General features: G+C 45.8%; 24 protein-coding genes and 1 pseudogene. 5 read left to right on the forward strand and 20 right to left on the reverse strand.

Going from position 1 to position 21,305, the window contains the following annotated elements; genetic code table 11:
- Positions 1-15 precede the first annotated feature (15 nt).
- Together MSA64_RS02640 and nrdR are read right to left on the reverse strand one after the other, a co-directional pair.
- Complete coding sequence (locus MSA64_RS02640; RefSeq protein ID WP_287890419.1) at positions 16-1,236, reverse strand: aminotransferase class I/II-fold pyridoxal phosphate-dependent enzyme; 1,221 nt, start codon at positions 1,234-1,236, stop codon at positions 16-18.
- A gap of 125 nt (positions 1,237-1,361) precedes the next feature.
- Positions 1,362-1,811, reverse strand: a complete 450-nt coding sequence (nrdR, locus tag MSA64_RS02645) for a transcriptional regulator NrdR (protein WP_022171973.1) — start codon at positions 1,809-1,811, stop codon at positions 1,362-1,364.
- 243 nt (positions 1,812-2,054) lie between these two features.
- On the opposite strand from nrdR, the gene MSA64_RS02650 reads away from it, so the two are divergent.
- On the forward strand, positions 2,055-2,309 hold the full coding sequence (locus MSA64_RS02650; protein WP_022171974.1) for a PRC-barrel domain-containing protein: 255 nt from the start codon (positions 2,055-2,057) through the stop codon (positions 2,307-2,309).
- Between the two features lie 64 nt (positions 2,310-2,373).
- Here MSA64_RS02650 and MSA64_RS02655 read toward each other — a convergent pair whose 3' ends face one another.
- From MSA64_RS02655 to MSA64_RS11895, 13 genes and pseudogenes are all read right to left on the reverse strand, one after another.
- Positions 2,374-3,438, reverse strand: a complete 1,065-nt coding sequence (locus MSA64_RS02655) for a sulfate/molybdate ABC transporter ATP-binding protein (protein ID WP_117524947.1) — start codon at positions 3,436-3,438, stop codon at positions 2,374-2,376.
- A gap of 11 nt (positions 3,439-3,449) precedes the next feature.
- Positions 3,450-4,154: a molybdate ABC transporter permease subunit gene (modB, locus tag MSA64_RS02660; protein ID WP_118315893.1), complete on the reverse strand. Its 705-nt coding sequence runs from the start codon at positions 4,152-4,154 to the stop codon at positions 3,450-3,452.
- Positions 4,155-4,244: 90 nt separating this feature from the next.
- Positions 4,245-5,183, reverse strand: a complete 939-nt coding sequence (gene modA, locus MSA64_RS02665; RefSeq protein WP_154432445.1) for a molybdate ABC transporter substrate-binding protein — start codon at positions 5,181-5,183, stop codon at positions 4,245-4,247.
- Between the two features lie 7 nt (positions 5,184-5,190).
- Positions 5,191-6,177, reverse strand: coding sequence for an XdhC family protein (locus MSA64_RS02670; RefSeq protein WP_106492376.1), 987 nt, complete (start codon positions 6,175-6,177; stop codon positions 5,191-5,193).
- Between the two features lie 66 nt (positions 6,178-6,243).
- Positions 6,244-6,675: an MOSC domain-containing protein gene (locus tag MSA64_RS02675; RefSeq protein WP_022171979.1), complete on the reverse strand. Its 432-nt coding sequence runs from the start codon at positions 6,673-6,675 to the stop codon at positions 6,244-6,246.
- 26 nt (positions 6,676-6,701) lie between these two features.
- Positions 6,702-7,673 carry a GTP 3',8-cyclase MoaA gene (gene moaA, locus MSA64_RS02680; protein ID WP_287890422.1) on the reverse strand — a complete coding sequence of 324 codons (972 nt, stop codon included), beginning with the start codon at positions 7,671-7,673 and terminating at the stop codon, positions 6,702-6,704.
- A gap of 7 nt (positions 7,674-7,680) precedes the next feature.
- Positions 7,681-8,706: a molybdopterin-binding protein gene (locus MSA64_RS02685; protein WP_118574511.1), complete on the reverse strand. Its 1,026-nt coding sequence runs from the start codon at positions 8,704-8,706 to the stop codon at positions 7,681-7,683.
- 16 nt (positions 8,707-8,722) lie between these two features.
- Entirely contained in the window at positions 8,723-9,532 is an 810-nt protein-coding gene (gene yqeB / locus MSA64_RS02690) for a selenium-dependent molybdenum cofactor biosynthesis protein YqeB (RefSeq protein WP_154432441.1), read from the reverse strand.
- 199 nt (positions 9,533-9,731) lie between these two features.
- Complete coding sequence (locus MSA64_RS02695) at positions 9,732-10,076, reverse strand: winged helix-turn-helix domain-containing protein (RefSeq protein WP_154432440.1); 345 nt, start codon at positions 10,074-10,076, stop codon at positions 9,732-9,734.
- Positions 10,077-10,194: 118 nt separating this feature from the next.
- Positions 10,195-10,431, reverse strand: a complete 237-nt coding sequence (locus tag MSA64_RS02700) for a DUF3343 domain-containing protein (protein ID WP_287890424.1) — start codon at positions 10,429-10,431, stop codon at positions 10,195-10,197.
- Positions 10,428-11,564, reverse strand: coding sequence for an aminotransferase class V-fold PLP-dependent enzyme (locus MSA64_RS02705; protein ID WP_154432439.1), 1,137 nt, complete (start codon positions 11,562-11,564; stop codon positions 10,428-10,430). The genes MSA64_RS02700 and MSA64_RS02705 overlap by 4 nt, the downstream gene beginning before the upstream one ends.
- Positions 11,561-12,181: a sulfurtransferase-like selenium metabolism protein YedF gene (gene yedF / locus MSA64_RS02710; RefSeq protein ID WP_277664232.1), complete on the reverse strand. Its 621-nt coding sequence runs from the start codon at positions 12,179-12,181 to the stop codon at positions 11,561-11,563. The genes MSA64_RS02705 and yedF overlap by 4 nt, the downstream gene beginning before the upstream one ends.
- Before the next feature lie 45 nt (positions 12,182-12,226).
- Positions 12,227-12,469, reverse strand: a pseudogene (locus tag MSA64_RS11895) (DUF6783 domain-containing protein); the annotation flags it as partial.
- Between MSA64_RS11895 and MSA64_RS11900 the strand changes: the two are divergent.
- A complete protein-coding gene (locus MSA64_RS11900) occupies positions 12,455-12,538 on the forward strand; it encodes a DUF6783 domain-containing protein (protein ID WP_321070665.1) in 84 nt (27 codons plus the stop codon). The pseudogene MSA64_RS11895 and the gene MSA64_RS11900 sit on opposite strands and share 15 nt — an antisense overlap.
- Positions 12,539-12,623: 85 nt before the next feature.
- On the opposite strand, the gene selD is transcribed toward MSA64_RS11900, so the two are convergent.
- The 3 genes from selD to MSA64_RS02725 form a co-directional block, all read right to left on the reverse strand.
- A complete protein-coding gene (gene selD, locus MSA64_RS02715; protein WP_287890427.1) occupies positions 12,624-13,661 on the reverse strand; it encodes a selenide, water dikinase SelD in 1,038 nt (345 codons plus the stop codon).
- An 8-nt stretch (positions 13,662-13,669) separates the two neighbouring features.
- Positions 13,670-14,173, reverse strand: a complete 504-nt coding sequence (mog, locus tag MSA64_RS02720) for a molybdopterin adenylyltransferase (protein ID WP_118315883.1) — start codon at positions 14,171-14,173, stop codon at positions 13,670-13,672.
- An 85-nt stretch (positions 14,174-14,258) separates the two neighbouring features.
- On the reverse strand, positions 14,259-14,681 hold the full coding sequence (locus MSA64_RS02725; protein ID WP_154432436.1) for an SseB family protein: 423 nt from the start codon (positions 14,679-14,681) through the stop codon (positions 14,259-14,261).
- A 194-nt stretch (positions 14,682-14,875) separates the two neighbouring features.
- Between MSA64_RS02725 and sigG the strand changes: the two genes are divergently transcribed.
- From sigG to moaC, 3 genes are all read left to right on the forward strand, one after another.
- Positions 14,876-15,652 (forward strand): RNA polymerase sporulation sigma factor SigG, encoded by a 777-nt coding sequence (sigG, locus tag MSA64_RS02730; RefSeq protein WP_154432435.1) that lies wholly within the window; start codon positions 14,876-14,878, stop codon positions 15,650-15,652.
- 129 nt (positions 15,653-15,781) lie between these two features.
- On the forward strand, positions 15,782-16,537 hold the full coding sequence (yqeC, locus tag MSA64_RS02735) for a selenium cofactor biosynthesis protein YqeC (RefSeq protein WP_287890429.1): 756 nt from the start codon (positions 15,782-15,784) through the stop codon (positions 16,535-16,537).
- A gap of 37 nt (positions 16,538-16,574) precedes the next feature.
- Entirely contained in the window at positions 16,575-17,051 is a 477-nt protein-coding gene (gene moaC, locus MSA64_RS02740; RefSeq protein ID WP_277664234.1) for a cyclic pyranopterin monophosphate synthase MoaC, read from the forward strand.
- Positions 17,052-17,148: 97 nt separating this feature from the next.
- Here the strand turns inward: moaC and MSA64_RS02745 are convergent, their stop codons facing one another.
- The gene (locus MSA64_RS02745) at positions 17,149-19,599 is read right to left on the reverse strand and encodes a glycoside hydrolase family 31 protein (protein ID WP_154432433.1); all 2,451 of its coding nucleotides are present in this window, start codon (positions 19,597-19,599) and stop codon (positions 17,149-17,151) included.
- A gap of 149 nt (positions 19,600-19,748) precedes the next feature.
- Entirely contained in the window at positions 19,749-20,951 is a 1,203-nt protein-coding gene (locus tag MSA64_RS02750) for an FprA family A-type flavoprotein (RefSeq protein ID WP_277664236.1), read from the reverse strand.
- Positions 20,952-21,305: the final 354 nt, after the last annotated feature.

Consider the following 21,305-nt stretch of genomic DNA (forward strand, 5'->3'; position numbering starts at 1 on the left):
TCCATAACATTTTTTCTATTTCTGATGATATCCATCCAGAAATTCTCCCAGTTTCTTTGTCGCCTTCTCAAGATCTGCAATTCTCGGCAGATATACCACACGGAAATGATCCGGCTGTCCCCAGTTGAAACCGCCACCATGCACGATCAGGATTCTCTTTTCTCTCAGCAGATCCAGGGCAAATTTCTCATCGTCGTAGATATTGAATTTTTCCACATCCAGTTTCGGGAAAATGTAGAATGCTGCTTTCGGTTTCTTCGCTGATACACCCGGGATATCGTTTAACAATTTATAGATGACTTCTCTCTGTTCATAGATTCTTCCACCCGGCTGCAGATACTCTTCCACACTCTGATAGCCACCAAGTGCGGTCTGAATGATCGACTGAGCCGGTACATTGGAACACAGACGCATATTGGAAAGCATCTTGATTCCCTCGATATAACCTGCTGCCGCTTTTTTATTACCGCTCAATACCATCCAACCCACACGGAATCCTGCGATCATATGAGATTTGGACAGACCGCTGAATGTCACACAGAATACATTTTTCGGTGCAATCGATGCGATGGAAATATGTTTCAGTCCATCCATCACCAGACGGTCATAAATCTCATCTGAGAAAATGATCAGTCCGAATTCTTCTGCCACTTTCACGATTTCTTCCAGGATCTCTTTGGAATACAGCGCACCGGTCGGATTGTTCGGGTTGATGATAACAATAGCTTTTGTCTTATCTGTGATCTTGCTTCTGATATCCTCGATATCCGGATTCCAGTCGGACTCTTCATCGCAGATATAATGTACGACTTTTCCACCAGCCAGTGTAGCTGTTGCGGTCCACAGCGGATAATCCGGTGCCGGAATCAGAATCTCATCACCATCATTTAACAGTGCCTGCATGCTCAGATTGATCAGTTCGCTGACACCGTTACCTGTATAGATATCGTCCATCGTCACACCCGGAATTTTCTTTAACTGACAGTACTGCATGATTGCTTTTCTTGCGGAAAACAGTCCCTTGGAATCTGAATATCCCTGACATTCCCACAATGATTGTCTCATATCCAGAATAACTTCTTCCGGTGCATTAAATCCAAATGGAGCCGGATTACCGATATTCAGTTTCAGAATACTGAGACCATCCGCTTCCATTCTGGCCGCCTCGTCCACCACGGGTCCTCTTACATCGTATAATACGTTATCCAGTTTGGAAGATTTATCAAAAGTCTTCATTGTATCTGCCTCCATTCGTTTTTATTTTCTTTTACTTTAACACACTAATTCAGTGATTATATATCTTTTCAATTGTAGCTCATTACCTTCTTTTTGTCAAACCCGGAATCCTTATGATTTATATGCTATTTCAGGATTTTTTTCAGTTCATCCATAAAGGTATTCACATCTTTAAACTCCCGATACACAGAAGCGAAACGGACATAGGCAACCGCTTCCAGATCTTTGAGTTTATCCATCACGATTTCTCCGATCACAGAGCTTGGGATCTCCCGCTCTTCCAGATTAAACACCTCTGTTTCCACATCATCTACCAGCCGGTGGATCTGTTCTGCTGATACCGGCCGTTTGTGGCAGGCACGAAGGACACCGGCCTCTATCTTGGATCTGTCAAACTGTTCCCTGTTCTGGTCTTTTTTGATCACGATCAACGGAATCGTCTCCACTTTCTCATAAGTGGTAAATCGTTTTCCACACGCATCACACATTCTTCTTCTCCGGATGGCAGTGTTGTCATCCGCCGGGCGTGAATCCACAACCCGGGTATTATCCTGATTACAAAACGGACACTTCATATTTCATCCTTCTCTTTCCGCAAACTGCCTCTGATTGTCCGGTATTCTTCTGTATCTCCTTATTTTCCCGTTCAATTGTCTCGCAGTTTTCTTATTTTCCTGTAACTTTCATCACTCCTGTATCCCCTCACACAGTGGATGCTTTATCTTTTCCCATCATAATATAATCGTAAACTTACCGTCAAGACAATTAACCACAAAACATATAATTAATATAAAAGAAGTATAAAAATCAGGTTTTTTATGCGAATTATTGATCTGAAACAAAAAGAAGTCATCAATACCTGCAACTGTAAAACCCTTGGCTGTCCTGTGGATGTGGAATTTGATCCCTGCAGCGGACGGATTTCTGCCATCATCATCCCAGGCCCCGGAAAATTCTGCTGTTTTCTCGGAAGAGACAGCGAATTCTGTATCCCCTGGGAATGCATCTGTCAGATCGGGGAAGATATTATTCTTGTGGAAATCGATGAGAAAAAATGCCTGAAGAAACTGTGATTGCTCTCCTGGCAGTCATCAGAATGTTCTTCAGGCCCGCTCCCTGATCCATTGGCTGTTTCTCTCATCTTCTGTTATCTGTATCGATATCCAGCAACAACAGATTTTCTTCTTTCACATACAATTTTTCCGGCACACCCTCCGACGGATCCCAGTCCGTTTTCGCTGTTTTCCATTGCAGCCACTCGCAGGATCTGTCTTTTCGGAAGGAAACATTCCATTCAAAGGGATCTTCCATAATTCGGTATTCTCCCACCGGGAACTCACTGTAACATCCTTCCGACGGTTTTTCCTTTGTAAAAAAGTGGGCGCGGATCCCGATGGTCCGTGCCTGTAAAGCTTCTTTCGATACCCGGATGCCAACTCCCCAGTCCGATGTCCACAACCAGTTTCCATCTCTGTGGCTTTCCATAGCTTCCACCGCGCAGATATTCTTACATCCGGATAAAAGTGCCGCCGTCTTCGTCTTCGGATTCCGGAAAAATTCTTTTACCGGTTCGATCACTTCCATCCGCCCCTGATGAATACAGCTGACCGTATCACACAGTCGATAGACTTCATCCCGGCTGTGAGATACAAACAGTACCGGTGTCTGTACTTTTTGTAAAAGTTCCAGCATCTGTTGTTCCATTTTCCATTTCAGATAGCTGTCCAATGCGGCAAACGGTTCATCCAGAAGCAATACTTCCGGCTCTGCTGCCAGCATACGTGCCATGGCTACCCGTTGTTTTTGTCCACCGGAGAGCTGATCCGGCATATGATGTTCCAGTCCGCCAAGCTGAAATCCTGTAATATATTCCCTGACTTTTTTCGGATCCGGCTTTCTCCCCATCCCTGCCTGAATATTCTGTACCACATTCATTGTAGGAAACAATGCGTAATCCTGAAACATATATCCGACTTTTCGTTTCTGCGGTGGCAGATTAATCCGTTTTGCCGAATCAAAGAGTACCCTGTCATTCAAAACGATTCTTCCCTCATCCGGCCGTTCGATACCTGCAATACATTTTAACGTCATACTTTTTCCGCATCCGGAAGCTCCCAGAATGGCAAATATGCCTCCATCCATGGAAAAATCCACATCCAGCAGAAAATTCCCCAGTTTCTTTTTTATCCTTACCTGCAGCATATCCGCCCTCCTTACCACCGTTTTTTATGTTTATTATCACCGGATCCGAGCAGGTTCATCACCAGCACCACAAAAAAAGCAATCAGCATGATCACAACGACCCAGAAACCTGCTGTCCCATAGTCGCCATCCTGGATAACCATGGCGATCTTCTGAGAGATCGTCCCTGTCTTTCCCGGGATATTTCCCGCCAGCATGGAAGTTGCCCCATACTCACCCATAGCCCTGGCAAATGTCAGAATCGTTCCTGAAAGAATACCCGGTCCGGCAGATGGAATCACTACTTTCCAGAAAATCTTTATTTCCGACATACCAAGCGTTCTTGCCGCATAAACCAGGTTGGCATCCACCTGTTCAAAAGCAGCTCTGGCATTCCGGTACATCAGTGGAAAAGCAATTACCGTTGCCGCCAGAATACAGCCAAGCCAGGTCTGTACCACCTTGATTCCAAAATTTCCATACAACGCAGCACCAAACGGCCGCCGCAGACTGAAGATCAGAAGCAGGAAAAATCCGGCAACTGTGGGAGGAAGTACCATCGGAAGGGTCAGAATCCCGTCCATCACCGCTTTTGTCTTCGGACCTGCTTTTACCACCTGTCTTGCCGCATAGATTCCTCCAAAAAAAGAAAGAATGGTAGCCACCACTCCAGTCTTTAATGAGATCAGCAGAGGACTCCAGTCCAGCCCCTTCATAAATTCCATCATCTGTTCCATTCGTGTCTCCATTCTAATCTTTCCCCCCGCCGGAACATCCTGTTGCGGCGGAAAATATGTATTTTAATTATATTATTTCAAAAAGTCTGATTAGTTCTCTACATCTGTATCAAAGTAGTATTTCCGGAAAATGGTCTTTGCATCATCGGTGATCAGAAAATCTATGAATTCCTTGGCTGTTGTGGATTCCAGTTCTTCTGCTTCCGGATTCTGTACCTGTGCCACCGGATAGATAACATCACCGGTCAGATCATACGGAATGACCTGCAGGATCTCCAGACGATCCTCCAGTCCATAAGTATCGGAATAGTATACCGTTCCTACCTCATTGGAGCCTTCTGCTACTGCGGAAGTAACCGCACCAACATTGGCACACTCATTGATCTCCACACCGCCCAGTGCTTCTGAAACAGTAGCTGTCGGAATAGTAGATACATCGTCAGCTTTTTCCAGAATTCCTGTATTTACCAGTGCCTGACGGGTGTATTTTCCAACCGGCACCGAACCATCCGCCAGTGCGATACTGCTGGCTTTGTTCAGATCCTCCAGACTGGTTACTTCTGTGTTACTTTCTTTATAAGTTACCAGACACACCTGGTTATTTACTACATTATGACGGGTACCGTCCACAACCAGACCATCTGTCTCATCCAGCTGATCCATCTGTTTTACCGCTGCTGAGAAAAACACATCGCAGGCTGCACCTTCTTCGATCTGTGTCAGCAGCGTTCCTGAACTGTCATAACTTCCCTGTACATTTACATTTGGATGAGTCTCCTGAAAATTTGTAATCAGTTCTTCCATTACCTGATTCAGACTCTTGGCAGCAAATACTGTAATAGTAGTTTCTTCGCCTGCATTGTCTGCTGTTGTATCATTGCTTTCGTCAGCTGCTGCTTCTGCAGTTGCTTCTGTCTGTGTCTCTTCTTTTGTTGTATCCGCCGCACTGTTGTTCTTAGAGCCGCATCCTGTAAGCAGAGACACTACCATAGCTGTTGCAAGTAACATACTTACACTTTTTTTCTTCATTTTTTCTTCATTCTTTCTTTCTCCTCATTCCTGTTTTGTCTGCGCGGACCTGTATCAGCTGTGCTGCGATGCTGATTGCGATCTCTGCCGGTGTTTCACTTCCGATTTCGATTCCGATAGGTGCATACACCTGATCCAGTTCTTCCTCTGTGAAGCCTTCGCTTGCCAATTTTTCTCTGACGTACCGGGTTTTTCTTTTACTTCCCACTACACCTATATAAGAAGCAGGTGTCCGCAAGGCAAACCGTTCCACATCGGCATCACAGCGATGCCCTCTCGTGACTACCACCAGATAGTCTTCCGGTTTTACTTCCAGAATCTGCGAAAGTGCTGTAAAATCTACGGTCTTTGTCTCCTGAACTCCCGGAAACAAAGCGTGATCTGTATATTCTTCCCGATCATCCAGAACCATACACCAGAATCCCAGATGACTGAGCACCGGAACCAGCTCCTGAGCCAGATGACCGCCTCCAAAAATGTAAACCCTTCCATCGTAACAGAATTCTTCTGCGTAAATCTTCTGTCCGTTTTCCTCCAGAATCCTGCAGTGTCCTCTTCCTTCTGTGATCTCTCTTCGGATCCGGGGCGTTCCTTCAGAAAATGGAAGAACCAGCCAGTAAGGTTTTCCCTCATCTGCTGCCGCCAGTGCTTCTTTTAAAAATTCTCCGACGCCCGGATCCTGTGCGCAGGCACTGTAAAACAGTACTTTTACTCTGCCTCCACAGACCATGCCCAGTTCGCTGTTTTCTCCGGTTCCCAGATCAAAATTTTCCACATAATGGGCAGCTGTTCCTGCCAGTTCCATGGCTTTTTTTACTGCCTGATATTCCAGGTTTCCGCCTCCGATAGTTCCGTAGATTCTTCCGTTTTTAGCGACTACCATATAAGCCCCTGTAGTTCGCGGAACAGAACCATTTCCTTCTACAATAGTAACCAGAACCGTATCTGTCTTCTGATTCCATCGATCCAGTAACAACTGATATAATTTTTTCATTGATTGTGTTTCCTTTTATTTGATTTTTCGTAACTGTGAAGGTACTGAACAGTTACGATTTTTCTGCTATTCTATTCTTTCCAATAGGTCACCTTTTCGGATCGTACCACCATGTAACACAATGGCAAATACACCTTCTCTGGGCATGATGCATTCACCCATCCGTTTATAAATCTCACAGTGGCTGTGACATTCTTTCCCGATCTGGGTCATCTCCAGAACGGCTTCTCCACATTGAAAACGGGTTCCCACCGCAAGGTTGCGAAAATCATATCCGCTGACGATCAGGTTTTCCCCAAAGGCACCAAGTTCGATATCAGCACCCTTTTTCCGAAATTCTTCGATTTTTTCATAAGACAACAGGCTGACCTGTCTGTGCCAGTGTCCCGCATGAGCGTCTCCCTGAATCCCCCAGTCCTTTGCCAGAATGGCCTCTTCGATTTCATGTTTCGCTGTTCCACGTTTTTCACTGATACAGATTCCTTTAATTACTCCCAAAACTGTTCCTTTCTATTGTGTCTACTCTATCCACCAATTTTTACCATTTCATGTCTCTCTGTCATCTCGGCCGGATGTTCAAAGCAGTGTGCCGCCGGTTTTCGGAAAATCGTCTGCTCCATGATCGTTCGCAGATTTTCCTTCTCTCCTTCGCGGAGCACCCGGCGAAGATCCTCCCCCTCATCATAGCACAGACACAGTTTCAGATACCCTTCTGCCGTCAGTCGGACCCGGTTACAGGTATCACAGAATTTTCCGTGTATGGCACTGATAAACCCAACCGGAACTTTCAGATCTGAAAACTGATAATACACCGCCGGCCCACTGCCCATCCGGGAAAGTTCTTCCCGATTGGTCATACATTCTGCTTTTCCACAGACTGCCTCCAGTGTCTCCCGCAGTTCTTCATTGCTTCTCCCCACGTATTTTTTGCCATATCCGACTGGCATCATTTCAATAAAACGAAGGGGCAGGTTTTCTTCCTGTGCATAACGCACCAGTGGAATCGGATCCAGTTCTTTTCTATTCACTGCATTCAGCTTTACCGGCAATCCGGCAGTCTTTGCCGCCCGGATTCCTGCCAGGACTTCCTGCAGTTCCCGTTTTCCGGTAATCTTATAGAATTCTTCCGGATCCAGTGTGTCCAGGCTGATATTCACGCCGTCCACACCGGCTTCTTTTAACTGTTTCCCATAATTTCCAAGCAAAACACCATTGGTCGTCATAGTGATAGTCTCTACCCCGGGAATCTCCCTGATTCCACGGATCAGATCCACACAGCCTTTTCGCACCAGTGGTTCCCCGCCCGTAATACGGATGTGCGTGATACCAAGGCTTACGCCTGTTCTCACGATCTCCCAGATTTCCTCAAAAGTCAGGATGTTTTTCATTCCTACATCCTGAACGCCTTCCGGCATACAGTAGCAGCATCGCAGATTGCAACGATCCGTAACGGATATACGCAGATAATTGATCACTCTTCCATACCGATCCAGCATCTTCCTGTTACCACCCTTTTCCAAAACCACAGTTTGGATACGTACAGACCGGACAGTTCAGGCACAGACCGCCCTCTCCCAACGCTGCCAGTTCCTCTGCTGTGATCTCATCATCTGCCAGCAGACGGGGCAGTGCCAGATCAAAAATCGTCCGTTTTGCATACATCACACACCCGGGAAGTCCTACGATCGGGATCTTTTCCCGGTAATAAGACAACAGGAACATGGCTCCCGGAAGTACCGGTGCACCATAAGAAACCATCCGCGCTCCTGTGTTTTTTATGGCCAGAGGTGTTTTGTCATCCGGATCCACACTCATACCGCCGGTACAAAGTACCAGCTCAGCCCCCTGTTCGATTGCCTGCAGACAGCCTTTGGTGATTGCTTCATGATCATCATCATATACTTCATGAAAGATCATTTCACAGTTATATTCTTTCAGTTTTTCAACCAGTACCGGAGTAAATTTGTCCTCGATTCTTCCATGGTATACTTCACTTCCCGTTGTCAGAATCGCCACTTTTTTCCCATGCAGCGGTTTCAATGTCAGAATCGGACCATCCTGACAGACTGCTTTCGCACGCTCCATCTTCTCTTTTTCTATAACCAGCGGAATAATCCTGGTTCCTGCAAGCTTATCTCCTTCTTTGACGCAGGTATTGCCGTGACGGGTTGCGATCATCATTTCTCCAAGCCCGTTGACTTTTTTCAGTTTTTCCCTGTCTATTTTCAACAGTCCGTCACAGTCAGCGATCACCTCAATTTTCCCTTCTTTGACCTCTGAAGGATGCATATGCTCATTTCTGCACATTGCATACAGAATCTGTGCCGCCTCATTTTCATGAAGCATATGCTCATCTTTTTCCCAGATATAAATATGTTCTTTTCCAACACTCAAAAGTACCGGTATATCCTCCTCGGTAATGATATGACCTTTCCGGAATACTGCATCTTTCGTCACCCCGGGAATGATCTGTGTGATATCATGACACAGAACCTGCCCGATCGCGTCTTCAGTCTTCATTAATTTCATGCGTGTTCTCCTCTACCTACTCCACTGCTTCACAGATCACTTCAAGCACGCTTCCTGCGATACAGCGGGCTTTGTCTGAAATCGTAAAACAGTTTGCCAGTTCTTCTTTTCTCGGATCAATATCTGCGATCTTAAATCCTTTTGTCACCGGATAATCATCGCGGATCAGACCACGGAGAAGTCCGTCAATGGTTGCTGATACTTCTGTCGATCCGTCTTCTCCCTCTATCACAGCCAGAACCTGCCCGGCTTCCACGATATCTCCGATTTTACTTCTGTTTTTCATTCTTCCTGCTGCCGGCGCATGAATGACACGTTCTGCACCGTAGCCGCCGATGATTCCCGGAATCCCGGTGTTCGGATATGCACTTCCCTGACGGATAATCCTTCCAAGATTATGCCCACGTTTCGTCTCGATCACCACATCCACATCTTCACCCGCACAAAATCCAGGACCAAGTCCGATCGTAAGCGGTGCCATATCTTTTGTTGTTCCGAGATTTTTCTTTGCAAGGATCGCATCCACCACAACCTTCGGTTTCAGTAACCGGATACTTTCTCCCTTCGGATCCACCAGAACCGGAACTTTTCCTTCCTCCCAGACCTGACGCATCTGCTCCACGCTTTCGATCCGGACAGCCTCTACATTCTCCACACAGGTGCTTCCACTGTACACAGCTTCACTCAGTGCCACCTGTCTTCGGATCGCTGCCGGGTGATCTGTTTCCAGAACCAGCAGATGAAATCCGCTTTTTTTCAGTCGATGAATCGTCCCGGTCGCCAGATCCCCCGCTCCCCGGACAATGATCAGATCACTCTTTTTCATTCGTAATTCCTTTCTCTATCGTTATTCTCATTCGAGAATAACGCTTGCATACATATAACTTTACAATACTTATATTTATTTGTCAATTCTGTACGCTTTTTTTGACTCTCTTTTTCCCATATGAGTTACTGGGCACTTCGTTCCCGGTAACACGTTTCGCATAGTATCCCATATATATTCCGGCGCATGCTTTCTCTGTCTATACTTCAAACCATCTCATAAAAGATTCTCCGGCGCTCCGATTCAGTTCCGCCATAAACATTTCATATCGATGCAGGAAATCCTTTCCTTTCTCGGTAAGCATGGTCCTGCCGCCTCTGCTTCCGCCCCGGCTTCCTTCCATCAGAGAAAACCCCAGATCTTCTTCCGCGTGCTTCATAATACGCCATCCCTTGGAATACGCCATCCCCATGCACCGACAGGCCTCGGAGAGCGACCCTGTCTCTTCCACATGGTGCATCAACTCCGCCACTCCCGGACCAAAAGCTCCTTCTTTTCGAAACACCCGCACCTTCATATGATAATGCAGCTTATTTTCTTCCATTTTTCTCCTTGTCCACCATACATTCCTGTATTTTCCTGAATTATTAAATTTATACCAGCTGTTCAGCAGTCACTGTCCTGCAAGGTGAAGGAACCAAACAGCTGCCGTTCAGGTTTTTCTACAATTCCAGTATATACTCCACTTCCCAGTGACAGCCCGCTTTCTCCAGTGCCGTAAGAATCTCGTCTCTTGCCTCCGGCACTGCCTTCCAGGAAAGGCCACAACCTGCTGTAATTTCCCTTGGAATCGGTATCAGACGTCCCGGCAGGTTCTGTTCCATGGCATATTTTTCTGCTGCCATCGCCTGCGTCGTACTCTCGAAAGTCAAAATCCATGTTTTCTTTTTCATTCTCATATTTCTGACAACTCCCACAAAGCCTCTGCCGTTCGATCCACTTCTTTCTCCGTATTCCAGTGTGACACAGAGATTCTCACAGCCCCCTGTTCTTTTGTTCCCAGCGTCTGGTGCATCAACGGAGCGCAATGCGCCCCCGCCCGGACAGCAATTCCATGTTCCTCATACAGCCAGTCCGCAACATACGCAGAATCTTCTTCTCCTATATTAAAAGAAAGAATTCCCACACGCCGGTTTCCGTCCGGATCACCATAAAGACGAATCCCGGGAATCTCCCTGATCTGTTCTTCCAGCCGTCTTAACAATTGCCGCTCCCGCTGCAAAATCTCCTTTGTTCCTTTTTTCTTCAGATAATCCAGCGCACCACCAAGTCCGGCGATTCCATGGACATTCATAGTTCCGGCTTCCAGATGCTCCGGCATCGCTTTCGGATGTTCCCGGTCAAAGCTGTGGATACCGCTTCCGCCTACCTTCAACGGACAAATCTCCACTCCCGGACGCACATAAAGTCCACCGGTTCCCTGGGGTCCCAAAAGTCCCTTATGCCCGGTAAAGCAAAAGATATCTATTCCCTGTTTCTGTACATCCACCGGTAAAATTCCCGCCGTCTGCGACCCGTCTACCACCAAAAGCAAATCTCTGCTCTCTGTTACTTCCCGGATTCTTTCCAGGTCGGTAATATTTCCGGTCAGATTGGAAGCATGTGTAATTACGATACCTTTTGTATTCTCCCTGACAAGCTCCGGAAGTTTTTCATACTCCAACACACCATTTTCATCTGCGGAAAGAAAACTGACTTCCACACCTTCCTCCTGCAACCGGTAAAGAGGCCGAAGAACCGAATTATGTTCGCAGACTGTGGTGATCACATGATCCCCCTTATGGAACAGTCCAAAAATCGCAGTGTTCAGTGCCTCTGTAGCGTTCGAGGTAAATGCGATCCGCTCTCCTTTTTCTGCATGAAAAAGTTCTGCCAGCTGCTCTCTTACCTGATAGACACACCGTCCCGCCTGCAACGTGGCCTCATGTGCGCCCCGTCCGGGATTCCCCATGGTATGAAAGGCACGAATCACAGCTTCTTCCACCTCTTTCGGCTTTTGCAGCGATGTTGCCGCGTTATCCAGATATATCATGGCTTGATGATCCGGTCGGCTTTTGTCATCCGCTCTGCGATATCGTACATATTGGTAACTTCTCCCACCTGTAATTTATCGGATATTCCATAAAAGTTCAGACAGGTACCACAGGTACGAATCTCCACGCCCTGTTCTTCCAGCATTTTCAGATCTTCCAGAGACTGAGAACCTTCACAGGTCAGGAATGCTCCCCCATTATAAAAGAGCATCTGATCCGGCAGCTCGTCCTGCTGTGTCAGCGCGTAAATAAATCCCTTCAACAACGTAGCACCCAGTTCGTCATTTCCCTCACCCATCGTTTTCGAAGAAATCACCACCAGCCGATTCTTCTTCGCCGGTGCACATACTACATAATCTGCTTCTTCCACTGATGTCTCCTGCGTTGCTTCTACCTCGCCAACCGTCAGCGTCACCTGGTATTCCTGTTCTTTCACTTTCCGTGAACTACAGCCATAACCTTTCTGGTTTGCCATCTTGGTCAGGTTCTGCACAGCAATCTCATTATCTACCAGCACCTCCACCGTTCCGGCACCCTGCAGTTCTTTGATGGCTTCCTTTGCTTTCACTAACGGGATCGGGCAGATATCTCCGAGTGCATTTACTGTTTTTTTCATTTTCGGTTCCTCCTGTGTATTTTTTCATATTGATGATAGATACTATTAGCTATCTATTAATTTATAACGGACGGGTATCCTTGTCAATGATCTTCCAATGACTATGAACTCCACGTCCGGCAAATTAAATGCTGTCCAATAAGCTGTTCGTAGTAAAATGAACAGCAAGATTTCTATTCTATCATCAAACATAGAAACTCTGATGTGTGAATTAGAGCGTGTCTGAAAAAGGCTTTTCGTGAGCTGCGAGTCCCAGTTTGTGGGAGATTTTATCTGAATGAGGGCGGCGTAACGGGCTACGGCAACCGAATGAGGGTAAAATATACCGCAAAGAGGGCTTGCAGATTGCGGAAATGATTTTTCAACACGCTCCAGGTACTCAGTTCTTTCTGGGCGAAAAAAGAATGACAGATACGTTTTGTATGCCGGATCATTCAAGTCTCTATTTGCGCCCTGCCACCCGAATCTCCACTTTCTGTCTCTCCATCACTTCCCCGACAATCTCCGCCGGAAGTCCGGCCTCCCACAGTTCTCCGCGCAGTTCTTCCGCCACCTCTCCCGGCACTGCAAACAGCAGTCCGCCAGAAGTTTGCGGATCGTACAATACTTCTTCCATCCCGAACGACACATTCTCAAACCGCACATACTGCTCCAGATGATTCCTGTTTTTCTGTCCTGCTGCGGTCAGGAGGAATTCTTCTGCGCATGATTCCGCTCCGTCAAATACCGGGAGCCGGTCTGCGTAGATTTTGCAGGAATGTCTGCCGTCCATCATTTCGTGCAGATGCCCAAGGAATCCAAATCCGGTGACATCGGTGCAGGCGTGTATCGGGTATTTTCGTCCGATCTCAGACGCTTTGCGGTTCAGTGTTGTCATGGAAGCAATCACCTGCTCCATCGCTCCTTTTGGTGCCTGGTTGACACGGTTCGCGGCGCAGAGGATGCCTACGCCCAGTCGTTTAGTCAGAATCAGGCAATCGCCCGGTTTTGCGCCGTTGTTTTCCCATATTTTTTCCGGATCTACCACACCGGTCACGGACAGACCGTATTTGACATCACTGTCTGCGATCGAATGACCGCCTGCAAGGCTTCCACCCGCTTCCTGTACTTTTTCAGCTCCACCCTGTAAGATCTTTCCGAGGATATTCAGATCCATGGATTCCGGAAAACAAACAATATTCAGTGCTGTCTTTACTTCTCCTCCCATGGCATAGATGTCGCTCAGGGCATTCGTCGCCGCTATTTTTCCAAATATATACGGATCCTCTACCATCGGTGGAAAAAAATCCAATGTCTGTACCACCGCCTGGTGCTCATTCAGGCGATATACTGCTGCATCATCCTTGCTGTCATATCCTACCAGCAAATTTTCATCTTTTTTTCCCTTCGGAAGCCGTTCCAGGATGTGTTCCAGCACTCCGGCTCCCAGTTTTGCGGTACAACCACCGCTTTTGCAGAATATAATTTCTTTTTCGCTCATTTTTTCTCCTACTTCCGTGCACATTCCCCATCTTCTCCCAAAAGAATATCCAGCCCGTGTCCCAGTGAACTCAGTATGTAAGTAAGACTCTCCTCTACCGCCTTCGGGCTTCCCGGAAGATTGACGATCAGGGTCTGTTTGCGGATCGCACTGGCTGCGCGGCTTAACATTGCTCTCGGTGTGATCGTCAGGCTGTATGCCCGAATCGCCTCTGCAATCCCCGGTGCTACCCGGTCAGCTACAGCGAGCGTAGCTTCCGGCGTCACATCCCGCACGGAAAATCCTGTACCACCGGTTGTCAGAACCAACGCACAATGCTCCTCATCTGCCAGTCTGCAAAGTTCTTTCTCGATCGCTGGCTGATCGTCTGGAAGTATCCGATAAGATACCACTTCATACCGATCGTCCGGAAGCAATTCCTGAATCTTCGGACCACTCAGATCCTCCCGCTCTCCGCGGGATCCTTTATCACTTAATGTAACAATTCCAACTTTATATTTTCGTTTTTCCATCCTTATTTTCCTGCTTTCTCTATCACATTCGCACAATCATAATACTTTTTTATCGGCATCTCTTGGAAGCAATTTTTCCTGTATCCTATCCCCGGATAATCCGAATCAGATTTTTATCCAACATCAATGTCCGATTCCACGGATTGATTATCACGCCCTCAATCTCATCCACTGAAAGTGCCGATACAAATAATTTTTCCATATCTGTAAGGAACGTGGACATCACACTTCCACCGCCCTTTAATTCCTCATCGAAACTGGTAAAAGCAGCCCACCATTTTTTTCCATCATCGGTCTGAATAGCCTGCAGGCGCATCTGCTGATTTCCCACCGACGGCTCCACGGCCACGATAAGCTGTCCGTGAGCCTGCATCCGTCTGCGTACAACAGTCAGAGCATGTGCCAGCATTTCCTGTGTCGGATTCTGCTGCAGGGAAAGAATTGCCTGTTCCATTCGTTCATTATCTTTTAACTCTTCATCGGTCGATATATTTCTGTGATCTGTCATAAATTTGCCTCGTCTTTCTCAAATTCTTATCTTACAGACAGTATAACACAGATAGATTCTCTTCGAAAAGAAAGAAAAGTGATGATCTGTCAAGGAGTAAAACTTTTTTTATTTTTGTCGGAAATGAATAGAGGCTTTGCCAGCTGAGAATCATTTTAGTTGTAAAAACAAATACAATTAGGAGGATTCTTATTATGGCATTGAACAAGGTAGAAATCTGCGGCGTAAATACATCCAGGCTTCCGATACTGACCAATGAGGAAAAAGAATTGCTCTTTGAAAAGATAAAAAAAGGGGACAAAGAGGCAAGAGAACTGTATATCAAGGGAAATCTTCGTCTGGTACTCAGTGTGATCAAACGTTTTTCCGGAAGCAACGAAAACGCTGACGATCTTTTTCAGATCGGATGCATCGGACTCATGAAAGCAATTGATAATTTTGATACAACCTTGCAGGTGAAATTTTCCACTTACGCTGTACCGATGATCATCGGGGAAATCCGAAGATATCTGCGTGACAACAGTACCATCCGAGTCAGTCGTTCCCTGCGCGACACTGCTTACAAGGCTATCTACGCCAGGGAAAATTATCTGAAAAACAATCTCCGTGAACCGACGATTATGGAGATTGCCTCCGAAATCGGAATGGGAAAAGAAGAAATTGTCTATGCGCTTGATGCAATCCAGAGTCCGATGAGTTTATACGAACCAGTATATACCGAAGGTGGTGACACCCTCTATGTAATGGATCAGGTCAGTGATAAGAAAAATAAGGAGGAAAACTGGGTGGAAAATCTTGCACTGCAAGATGCAATGAACCGGTTAAACACACGGGAACGGCATATCGTAAATCTACGATTTTACGAAGGTAAAACACAGATGGAAGTTGCACAGGAGATCGGCATCTCTCAGGCACAAGTCAGCCGGCTTGAAAAAAACGCTCTTCGAGTGATGCGAAATTATCTGCGTTAGATTAAAACCTTGCTTTCCTTTTTTCTGATAATTTGATAAACTAGGCAGGAGAAAGGAAAGATACCGAAAATCAAAAATTTATAGTGCCTGACACCAGACCACACGGTATCACAAATCAAACAGAATTTTATGTGCAAATTTTATAAATATTATAAAGAACTGAAAAAAAGTAAAGAAAGTCCTCTTCAGACTGCTTTTCCATTTCTCATGAAAGAAAAATGCTGTGTTTCTTTTGTAGGCGCTGGAGGAAAAAGTTCTCTGATTGCCTGTATCGCTGACTGGGGTGCGCTCCACCAAAAAAAGGTTCTGGTAACTACAACCACCCATATTTTCCGTCCCTCTTCCCTAAAACTGGCTCAAACCGAACAGGAACTGGAACATATCTGGCAGACAGACAATTGGGCGGTGATTGGTACTGTGGATTCTGTGCAGCCACAGAAACTTCAAAGTCCGGATCCTCACTGGTTACAGCGTGCGGCAGAACTTGCGGATCTGATTCTGATTGAAGCAGACGGTTCCAAACGCCTGCCCTGCAAGGTACCGGATTCCCATGAACCGGTCATACTCCCTCAGACAGACGTAGTTGTTGCCGTTCTTGGACTTTCTGCGCTAGATCTTCCTTTAAAAGACTGCTGTTTCCGACTGGACAAAGCAACCAAACTTCTGTCTGCAAAAGAATCACATCCTCTGACCTGCCAACATATGGCAACAATTTTTGCTTCCAGCCAGGGACTACGGAAAGCTACAAACAACAGCGAATATGTTGTCGTATTAAATCAGTGTGACAACGAAGACCGAAAGAATGCCGGTGAACAAATCAGTGACATTCTCTGCGGATTAGATCCTACTATAAACCATATAATTTTAACAAAATTACATCCGTGACATACGGAAACCACATAAGAGAAAGGATAAACATACAATGAATGGATTTACACATTTTGATCATGAAGGAAATGCCATAATGGTAGATGTCCATGAAAAAGCAGATACTTACCGGGTAGCTATAGCTCAGGGAACCATTACCGTTAACAAAGAGGTCTTTGACGCAATCACCCATCATACTGCAAAAAAAGGTGATGTTCTTGGCGTTGCAAGAATTGCGGGAATTATGGCTGCTAAAAAAAACGCCGAATTGATTCCTCTGTGCCATATCATTGCTCTGACAGACTGTGAAGTGCAATTTTCGCTGGATGTTACCAATCATCAAATAACGGCAATCTGCCGGACTTCCTGTGTAGGGAAAACCGGTGTTGAGATGGAAGCCATGACCGGTGTCAGTGTGGCTCTTCTTACAATCTACGATATGTGTAAGGCGATGGATCGCAGCATGGTAATCTCCGGGATTCAGCTTTTGGAAAAACTGGGCGGAAAATCCGGTCACTACAAAAAAGAGTAATCTATATTTCAAAAAAGCCCCTGTCCAGACAATCTTTATAGTATTGTCCGGACAGGGGCTTTTGTATTTACCTATGTAATTTATCTGTCACACACTCTTATGCTGTCAGCAGTTCCAGAACAGCACCCATCAGTGCCGGGCTCAGATTCATGGTTGCCAGTGTTCCGATGCCGTCTTTGCCCATCTTTTCCACAACCGCCTGAATAGCAGACTTCAGATTGTAAGGAATCTGAGCTTTATCAAGCATTGCATAGCAGCGTCCGGCCAGATCGTTTTCTGCAAGAGATATACCGTCTGCAAATGTGATCACGATTTCTTTTCCTACTGCTGTTTCCGGTACTTCTACGGTCAGTGCTGCAATTGCTTTATTATAGGAAACTTTTACAGCTACTTCTTCGCCGTCTGCAGTTACTTTGCAGCATGCTTTTTCCACACCCATGAATACTACCTTCCAGCTTCTGCTTTCCGGAATCACAGATACATTACCCAGTGCTTTGCCGATGGTGAAAGTATCTTCTTCTCCGCCGGTAAATGTCAGCTGTGTAGCTACCCAGTTTTCTTCTTTATCTACAGGTGTATCTCCCTGGTCTTCCCACAGAGTGAAGGTTCCGTCTTCTGCCGGGAATACACGAACTTCCATAGCTTTCGGGTTATCGGTGCTGCTGTCATAATCAGCCATATCTTTCATCGGAACGATAGCTCCTGCTTTCATCAGAACAGGCATATCTTCTACACCTCTCCACAGATCGATCATACGGCCACCCTGGTATACCATACCCGTGAAGAAATCAACCCACATTCCTTCCGGCAGCCAGGTTGTTACTTTCGCTGCACGAACTTCCGGATCCTGTTTCTCTGTGATCGGGGACACCAGCAGTTCAGAACCAAAGTAATATTCATTCGGTACCTGATAAGCTTCTTCACGATCCGGCTCCAGATAATACATTGGCTGGATCAGCGGCAGATCATCGTAATTTGCTCTGTGGTTCATGGTGTACAGATATGGAACCATTCCATGACGCAGACGCAGGTAATCTTCCATAACACCCTGTGTGATCTTGTCAAATTTCCATGGTTCTTTTCCGTTGAACGGATTATCGGTGCTGTGCAGACGGTTAATCGGAGAGAATACTCCGTATTCTACCCATCTTGCCATCAGTTCATCGTCACGGATACCCATCATATGGCCACCGATATCATGGCTCCACCATCCATATCCAACGTTGCTTGCTGTATTGGTAAAATATGGCTGGAACTGTAAGCTTTCCCATGAGATTACACTGTCACCTGAGAATCCTACCGGATATCTGTGACTTCCCACACCTGCATATCTGGAGAAAGTCAGCGGACGATTACCCTTCCAGCTGCTGTCCAGATAATGATAATGGTTCAGCATCCACAGCGGATCCAGTCCCGGCACTTTGGTAACAGTTCCCTGCTGCCAGTCAAGCCACCAGAAATCCACGCCTTCTTCTTCCAGCGGATGATGCAGATCTTTCAGGTACACTTCCATGAAATGTGGATCTGCAGGATCAAACTGTACTGCAATCTCACTTTCAGGATCGATTCCCATCTTTTCTGCCACGCGCGGATACAGTTCCTCATATGCACGGATTCCGTCAGCCGGATGCACATTCAGTGTAATCTTCATATTGTGCTCATGCAGCCAGGACATAAATCCTTTTGGATCCGGGAAGAAGTTTTTGTTCCAGGTATATCCTGTCCAGCCGCTTCCGTATTTCGGATCTACATCATCAACAATATGCCAGTCCATATCAACAACAGCTACAGAGAACGGCAGTTTTTCGTCTTCAAAACGTTCTACCAGTTCTTTATATTCCTCCTCTGTGTAACGATGATAACGGCTCCACCAGTTACCAAATGCATATCTTGGCAGCAGCGGCTGTTTTCCACACAGATAATAGAAATCTTTCAGACTTTCCAGATAACGATGTCCATATCCGAAGAAATACAGATCCTCGCCATCTCCCTGTCTCGGACTTACCCATCCGTCTTCTGTCAGTGCCATCGAATGACTGTCATCCACAACAGCAAAGCCTTTTCTTGAGATGATACCATGCTCCATTTTGACTTTACCGCTGTATTTTTCGTTCATCGGTGTGTCACCCTTCAAATAAGCATCATCACTCAGTTTCATAGCACCGTCGCATCCGTCCAGTGTACGGGCTGTTCCAAGAAGATCACTCGGTTCATCTCCGTAATTCCAGTTTCTTCCCCAGCCGCTACCGCCGCCTACGACTTTGATAGACAGACCGTTTGCTGCAAATGGTTTTCTGTTGTAATGAATCTCCAGAGAATCTGTATAAATAACCAGCTCTTCTTCATCCTCAACGACCTTGAATTCCGGTACCGGGAAATCACGGTTCAGTACGGACTGTGTTGCACGGTCCTCGAATACACCTTCGCTGTTGTATTCCAGACGTACCAGTGCAGATGTCAGCATCGTGATTCGATAACAGTCTCCCTGAATAATCGCTTCTTTTTTGCTTACCGGATGTGCTTCCAGCTTATACTCTTCCATTCCCATGTTTGTAAAAACCTCCTTTAATTTTTTATTTTGTAACTGTGAGAATACTGAATAATTATAGTTTAAAATAAATATACTATAAAAATTTGGAGAATTCCTCTATTAAACTGACAAAAAAGTATATTATTTTGACTTTTTTGTCCTGCCTTTTATTGTAAGGAAGAAGCGATTTTTTCAGCCAGTGCTTCCAGAGATGCTTCCTGTGCTTCTTTTACCGCAGAACGGATCGTTACACCTTCCTCTAAGAGTTCAATATTTTTCATACCGGCAAAGATTTCCCGCATCTGTCTTCCGGCAACCGGTGCCCAGGTCCCGTTTTCCATGATGGCTACAGTACGGTTCTGCAAACTGTGTGCTTTCAATTCAGACAGTACAGTCTCCATCTTGGTAAAGATACCGCCGTTATAGCTCGGTGCGGCAAATACCAGATGGCTGCAGCGGAAAGATTCAGATACGATCACCGAAGGATCTGTCACAGATACATCGTACATGGCGATATTCTTTACACCTTTATCTGCCAGTTTTGATGCCAGGATCTCAGCGGCATTTTCCGTATTGCCATAGATGGATGCATAAGCGATCATAACTGCCTGATCCTCCGGTTTGTAGCTGCTCCAGGTATCGTATTTTTCAATAAACCATCCGAGATTCTCTCTCCAGACCGGTCCGTGGAGAGGACAGATCATTTTAATCTCCAAGGTAGCTGCTTTTTTCAGAAGATTCTGTACCTGAACGCCATATTTTCCTACGATATTAATAAAATATCTTCTGGCATCATCCAGCCAGTCTCTTTCAAAATTCACTTCATCCGCAAACAGGTTTCCATTGATTGCTCCGAACGTTCCGAATCCATCTGCGGAAAACAGGATCTTATCGACAGTATCATAGGAAACCATAGCTTCCGGCCAGTGCACCATCGGTGCCATCACGAAGGCAAAGGTATGTTTTCCGGTACACAGGGTGTCCATTTCTTTTACAATCACAGTACGGTCTTCCACCGGGAAATTAAAGAACTGTTTTAACATAGGAACTGTTTTCGCATTACATACCAGTTTTACATCCGGGTATCTTCTCACCACATCTCCGATGACCGCGCAGTGATCCGGTTCCATATGGTTGACGATCAGGTAATCCAGCGTCCTTCCGTTCAGTACATATTCCAGATTTTCAAAAAACAATCCGCTGATGGATGCGTCCACGGTATCTAACAGAACCGTTTTTTCGTCCAGCAGGACATAAGAGTTATAAGAAACTCCTCTTGAAATCGGGTATACATTTTCAAATAAAGCCAGTCTGCGGTCACTACCGCCGATCCAGTATAAATCATCTGTTACTTTTTTCACACAATGCATGGTGCAACTCCTCACTTTCGCTTTTGTTTTTCTATATTATACTGTTTTCAGACATTTCTTTCAAGCAATAAACATAGTTTAACTGTAACTATTCAGTAGCCACTGTCCCGCGAGGTGTTTTGACATGAATATGTCAAAATCCCGAGACATACAAGCCAAAATGCCATCACCGAAGGTGATTTACGCGAGCAACAAGTCAAAGTCCGTGCTTGCACGGAACCTTGAGGAGTGCCGCGATAACGATAAAAACTCGCAAAGCGTGTTTTTATCGTTTAAATGCATTTTGGCTCGTAACTATGAAGGTACTGAACAGTTACGTTTAACTGTTTATTCATAGCGGACAATTTCTTTTTT

Source organism: Oliverpabstia sp. (assembly GCF_022785585.1).
Lineage (GTDB): Bacteria > Bacillota > Clostridia > Lachnospirales > Lachnospiraceae > Oliverpabstia > Oliverpabstia intestinalis.

Bases quoted from the DNA above. Each gene is read 5' to 3' on its own strand.
- MSA64_RS02640 (WP_287890419.1), bottom strand. From the start codon at position 1,236: ATGAAGACTTTTGATAAATCTTCCAAACTGGATAACGTATTATACGAT.
- nrdR (WP_022171973.1), bottom strand. From the start codon at position 1,811: ATGAAGTGTCCGTTTTGTAATCAGGATAATACCCGGGTTGTGGATTCA.
- MSA64_RS02650 (WP_022171974.1), top strand. From the start codon at position 2,055: ATGCGAATTATTGATCTGAAACAAAAAGAAGTCATCAATACCTGCAAC.
- MSA64_RS02655 (WP_117524947.1), bottom strand. From the start codon at position 3,438: ATGCTGCAGGTAAGGATAAAAAAGAAACTGGGGAATTTTCTGCTGGAT.
- modB (WP_118315893.1), bottom strand. From the start codon at position 4,154: ATGGAACAGATGATGGAATTTATGAAGGGGCTGGACTGGAGTCCTCTG.
- modA (WP_154432445.1), bottom strand. From the start codon at position 5,183: ATGAAGAAAAAAAGTGTAAGTATGTTACTTGCAACAGCTATGGTAGTG.
- MSA64_RS02670 (WP_106492376.1), bottom strand. From the start codon at position 6,177: ATGAAAAAATTATATCAGTTGTTACTGGATCGATGGAATCAGAAGACA.
- moaA (WP_287890422.1), bottom strand. From the start codon at position 7,673: ATGCTGGATCGGTATGGAAGAGTGATCAATTATCTGCGTATATCCGTT.
- MSA64_RS02685 (WP_118574511.1), bottom strand. From the start codon at position 8,706: ATGAAATTAATGAAGACTGAAGACGCGATCGGGCAGGTTCTGTGTCAT.
- yqeB (WP_154432441.1), bottom strand. From the start codon at position 9,532: ATGAAAAAGAGTGATCTGATCATTGTCCGGGGAGCGGGGGATCTGGCG.
- MSA64_RS02695 (WP_154432440.1), bottom strand. From the start codon at position 10,076: ATGGAAGAAAATAAGCTGCATTATCATATGAAGGTGCGGGTGTTTCGA.
- MSA64_RS02700 (WP_287890424.1), bottom strand. From the start codon at position 10,431: ATGAGAATGAAAAAGAAAACATGGATTTTGACTTTCGAGAGTACGACG.
- MSA64_RS02705 (WP_154432439.1), bottom strand. From the start codon at position 11,564: ATGATATATCTGGATAACGCGGCAACATCGCTGCAAAAGCCGAAAGAG.
- yedF (WP_277664232.1), bottom strand. From the start codon at position 12,181: ATGAAAAAAACAGTAAATGCACTCGGAGATATCTGCCCGATCCCGTTA.
- selD (WP_287890427.1), bottom strand. From the start codon at position 13,661: ATGAGCGAAAAAGAAATTATATTCTGCAAAAGCGGTGGTTGTACCGCA.
- mog (WP_118315883.1), bottom strand. From the start codon at position 14,173: ATGGAAAAACGAAAATATAAAGTTGGAATTGTTACATTAAGTGATAAA.
- MSA64_RS02725 (WP_154432436.1), bottom strand. From the start codon at position 14,681: ATGACAGATCACAGAAATATATCGACCGATGAAGAGTTAAAAGATAAT.
- sigG (WP_154432435.1), top strand. From the start codon at position 14,876: ATGGCATTGAACAAGGTAGAAATCTGCGGCGTAAATACATCCAGGCTT.
- yqeC (WP_287890429.1), top strand. From the start codon at position 15,782: ATGTGCAAATTTTATAAATATTATAAAGAACTGAAAAAAAGTAAAGAA.
- moaC (WP_277664234.1), top strand. From the start codon at position 16,575: ATGAATGGATTTACACATTTTGATCATGAAGGAAATGCCATAATGGTA.
- MSA64_RS02745 (WP_154432433.1), bottom strand. From the start codon at position 19,599: ATGGGAATGGAAGAGTATAAGCTGGAAGCACATCCGGTAAGCAAAAAA.
- MSA64_RS02750 (WP_277664236.1), bottom strand. From the start codon at position 20,951: ATGCATTGTGTGAAAAAAGTAACAGATGATTTATACTGGATCGGCGGT.